Origin of the sequence: Sphingobacterium sp. T2 (assembly GCF_000814685.1) — a bacterium.
GTDB classification, from domain to species: Bacteria; Bacteroidota; Bacteroidia; order Sphingobacteriales; family Sphingobacteriaceae; genus Sphingobacterium; species Sphingobacterium thermophilum.
The window spans coordinates 1-3762 of record NZ_JXAC01000252.1 but is presented as its reverse complement, the minus strand read 5'-3'; the positions used below and the strand labels follow the sequence as shown (position 1 = coordinate 3762).

Below are 3762 nucleotides of genomic sequence, written 5' to 3'. Positions count from 1 at the left end.
GCATATCATAGAACACTATGCCGACAGATTGGATGTCAAATACTTTTTCAAAGAAAATGAGGGGCAGGGCAAGGCCCGCAACTATGGTTTTGAACGTGCCAAGGGCGACTTCTTCATTGTCTTTGATTCCGATATACTTGTACCTGCGGACTATCTGCAGAAGGTTAAGGACGCCATAGCACGTAACGGCTGGGACGCCTTTGGAGGGCCAGATGCAGCGCACGAATCTTTCACTCCAATACAGAAAGCTATAAGCTATTCGATGACCAGTCCTTTTACTACTGGTGGTATAAGAGGAAACAAGAAGCATGTAGGTCAGTTTCATCCGCGCAGCTTCAACATGGGGATTTCACGTGAAGTGTATGAGAAGACCGGGGGATATAAGCTTTCACGTCGTTCGGAGGATATCGAATTCAGTATCCGCATGATACAGTCTGGTTTTAAGGTAGGGCTTATTCCGGAAGCATTCGTATATCATAAGCGCAGAACAAGTTTTTCTCAGTTCTATAAGCAGACTAATGCTTTTGGCAAAGGACGTATAGATATTTCTATACTTTATCCCTCAGAATTGAAGCTCGTCCATATGCTGCCTGCGGCATTTACCGTAGGACTAATCACCTTAATTGTGCTTAATATCATCAATTTTATGATATTTACAGATGTGGTGTGGCTGCAATTTCTGGTCAGGGTAGGGAATTTGTTTATCATAAGCTATACATTGCTGTTGCTGGTACACGCCATACTTACGACAAAAAGCCTGAAGGTAGGGGTATATGGTGTTGTGGCAGCCTACACGCAGCTTATAGCCTATGGGACAGGGTTTCTGACCAACTATGTAGACCGTATCTGGCTGAAGAAAGATACTTCTAAGTAGTTTTGAACATAAATTAGAAGACAGTGGTTTCAATTACACAGTACAACTTAGATAAAATTGAGCAGCTTCTATTGGACCTTGGCTATAAGGTTCGTTACGAAAAAGGTAACTTTAAGACAGGAGCATGTGTAATACAAAATACTAAGGTTATCGTGGTCAATAAGTTTTCGAACCTCGAAATCAAAATCAACTCGCTGATCCAGCTGTTGAGGGAATTTGAAGTTACCAAAGATATGCTTGACGAGAAGCAGTGGACTTTTTATAAGACGTTAACGAAAAAAGACTAGGAGAGCATTGAAAATTCGATTTTTAGGAACGGGAACATCACAGGGGGTACCTGTGATAGCTTGTAACTGTGAGGTGTGTGTGTCTACCGATGCGCATGATAAGCGTCTGCGTTCGTCGGTGTTAATAGAGTTGGATAATGGTAAGAACATCGTCATCGATACTGGTCCTGACTTCCGCTATCAGATGCTTCGTGAGGGGGTGACACACCTAGATGCCGTGCTAATGACACACTCGCACAAAGACCATATCGCGGGTCTCGATGATGTGCGGGCTTTCAACTTCCGTCAACAGCGTGCTATCAACATTTACGCTAATGCTGCCACGTTAGAGGCGCTGGAAAGAGAATTCTATTATGCTTTCTCTGCTGTGAAATATCCAGGAGCGCCACAGCTGGAACTCAAGGAAATCCGTCCCTTGCAGTCCTTCGAGCTGTTTGACGTGGAAATACAGCCTTTTGAAGTTATGCATTACAAGATGCCCGTCATAGGGTACCGCATAGGCAAGTTTGCTTATGTTACGGATGCGAAGACTGTCTCCGACGCCACCAAAGATGTGCTGAAAGGAGTGGAAGTACTGGTGGTGAATGCCCTGCAGGAGCAGCCTCATATTTCGCATTTTACACTGGAAGAAGCATTGGCCTTCATACAGGAGATAAATCCTAAGAAAGCCTATCTTACGCATATAAGTCACCGCTTCGGCACCCATGAGTATATCCGTAATATTCTTCCGGAGAATGTGTTTGCCGCTTATGACCAACTGTGCTTGGAAGTAGATTAATGTGGGATAGCTAAACCTTTTGCTTTCAAGATTGTTATTCCTATAGTCACGGTAGTTTTTAACAATACACTCTAATTATAAACTTAAAAACAAAAAAGACTATGGGAAATCTGCTTTATTTAATCGCCGTTATTCTAGTAATAATTTGGGCAATCAGCTTTTTAGGTGGCTATGCTACAGGAGGTATCATCCATATATTATTGGTGATAGCTGTAATAGTTGTGCTATTACGAATAATACGTGGTAATGCCTAACGGTGACGGCATTCACCACTTACTTCATATAAATTTTGGCTATTTCAAAATCTTCTGCATAGGTAATCTTAATATTTTTAGGGCTGCTTTCAAGAAGATGTATGGGATAGCCAATTTTTTCTATTACGGAAGCATCGTCCGTAAAGAGAGGTTCTTCGGGCTGACGGTAAGCTTGCAGTAGAAGGTGTGCCGGAAAGGTCTGAGGGGTCTGTATCTGCCATACCGTATCTCTATCCACAGCTTTGTTATCTGCTACGCCGCCCAAACGTATAGAGTTGGTGCTCCGTGTGGCCAACACGTTGCACTGTCCTTTTTCTGCTAGTTCAAAGGATTTTTCGATGAGCTCCTTATCCACTAGAGGTCGTGCAGCATCGTGTACGGCAATACTGTTTCCTTCTTCGTAAAATACGTCGGGAAAGCGTTGTTCAATGAAGTTGATAGCATTACGTATACTCTGAAAGCGGGTTTTGCCGCCTATGACCATCTCGTGTGGCACGACAAAGTCATATTTCAAGCATAGCTCTGTCCAATATTGCACCATATCGCTATGAAGAGCCACCACGATAAGGTCGCTGCACTCTACAAAAGCAGCTATAGTATGCATAAGTACGGGTTTATCATTGAGCAGCATATACTGCTTAGGTAGGTCAGCATTGATGCGTGATCCCGTTCCTCCGGCGGCGATGATGACAATACGTTTGTTCATGGTATAAAATAAAAAAGCGTGACTGTTGTCCAATCACGCTACAAAATATTGAAATAATATCAGAATTTTAAATAATCAACATGGCATCGCCGTAGCTGTAGAATCTGTATTTCTCTTTCACCGCTACTTCATAGGCGTTCATCACATTTTCGTAACCCGCGAATGCAGCGATCATCACCAATAGGGTAGATTCCGGCATGTGGAAGTTGGTGATCATAGAGTTGGCGATGCTGAAGTCGTAAGGAGGATATATAAACTTACTTGTCCAGTCTGCAGCAGGTTTAAGTCTCTTGTCTGCTGATACGGAAGATTCTATGGCACGCATAGAAGTAGTTCCTACGGCGCATACACGACGTTTGTTGTCTAAGGCGCGGTTTACGATTTTTGCTGCCTCTTCTGTGATGATGAACTGCTCAGAGTCCATCTTATGTTTTGTCAAGTCTTCCACCTCTACTGTACGGAAGGTGCCCAGCCCCACGTGAAGGGTGATCTCCGCAAAGTCAACACCTTTCAACTCTAGGCGTTTCATCAGTTCACGTGAAAAGTGAAGACCTGCCGTAGGTGCTGCTACCGCCCCCTCTTCTTTAGCGTAGATAGTTTGATAACGGTACTTGTCTTCCGGAGTTGCTTTGCGTTTGATATATTTAGGTAGAGGTGTCTCTCCTAAAATTTCAATGTTGCGGCGAAACTCCTCATCAGTACCATCGAATAAGAAACGGATAGTGCGGCCACGAGAAGTCGTGTTGTCCACAACTTCGGCAACCAATAAATCATCTTCACCAAAGTATAGCTTGTTTCCAACACGGATTTTACGAGCCGGATCTACTATACATCCCACAAACGTAATTCTTTGTTTAACTCAC

6 protein-coding genes are annotated in these 3762 nt (G+C 43.4%); 4 read left to right on the top strand and 2 right to left on the bottom strand.

Features of this window, described 5'->3' with window-relative positions; translation table 11 throughout:
- From SD31_RS13495 to SD31_RS16740, 4 genes are all read left to right on the top strand, one after another.
- A partial coding sequence (locus tag SD31_RS13495; RefSeq protein ID WP_039054508.1) for a glycosyltransferase occupies positions 1 to 874 on the top strand: 874 nt, incomplete at its 5' end.
- Between the two features lie 23 nt (positions 875 to 897).
- Positions 898 to 1161 (top strand): hypothetical protein, encoded by a 264-nt coding sequence (locus SD31_RS13490; RefSeq protein WP_039054507.1) that lies wholly within the window; start codon positions 898 to 900, stop codon positions 1159 to 1161.
- Positions 1162 to 1168: 7 nt separating this feature from the next.
- Positions 1169 to 1939 (top strand): MBL fold metallo-hydrolase, encoded by a 771-nt coding sequence (locus SD31_RS13485; protein ID WP_039054506.1) that lies wholly within the window; start codon positions 1169 to 1171, stop codon positions 1937 to 1939.
- Positions 1940 to 2040: 101 nt separating this feature from the next.
- Positions 2041 to 2193 (top strand): lmo0937 family membrane protein, encoded by a 153-nt coding sequence (locus SD31_RS16740; protein WP_156138374.1) that lies wholly within the window; start codon positions 2041 to 2043, stop codon positions 2191 to 2193.
- Between the two features lie 19 nt (positions 2194 to 2212).
- Here SD31_RS16740 and SD31_RS13480 read toward each other — a convergent pair whose 3' ends face one another.
- The gene (locus SD31_RS13480; RefSeq protein WP_039054505.1) at positions 2213 to 2899 is read right to left on the bottom strand and encodes a 2-C-methyl-D-erythritol 4-phosphate cytidylyltransferase; all 687 of its coding nucleotides are present in this window, start codon (positions 2897 to 2899) and stop codon (positions 2213 to 2215) included.
- Positions 2900 to 2966: 67 nt separating this feature from the next.
- Entirely contained in the window at positions 2967 to 3737 is a 771-nt protein-coding gene (queA, locus tag SD31_RS13475; protein WP_262506649.1) for a tRNA preQ1(34) S-adenosylmethionine ribosyltransferase-isomerase QueA, read from the bottom strand.
- Positions 3738 to 3762 lie beyond the last annotated feature (25 nt).

Coding starts and splice junctions, on each gene's coding strand:
- SD31_RS16740 (WP_156138374.1), top strand. CDS start 2,041: ATGGGAAATCTGCTTTATTTAATCGCCGTTATTCTAGTAATAATTTGG.
- SD31_RS13480 (WP_039054505.1), bottom strand. CDS start 2,899: ATGAACAAACGTATTGTCATCATCGCCGCCGGAGGAACGGGATCACGC.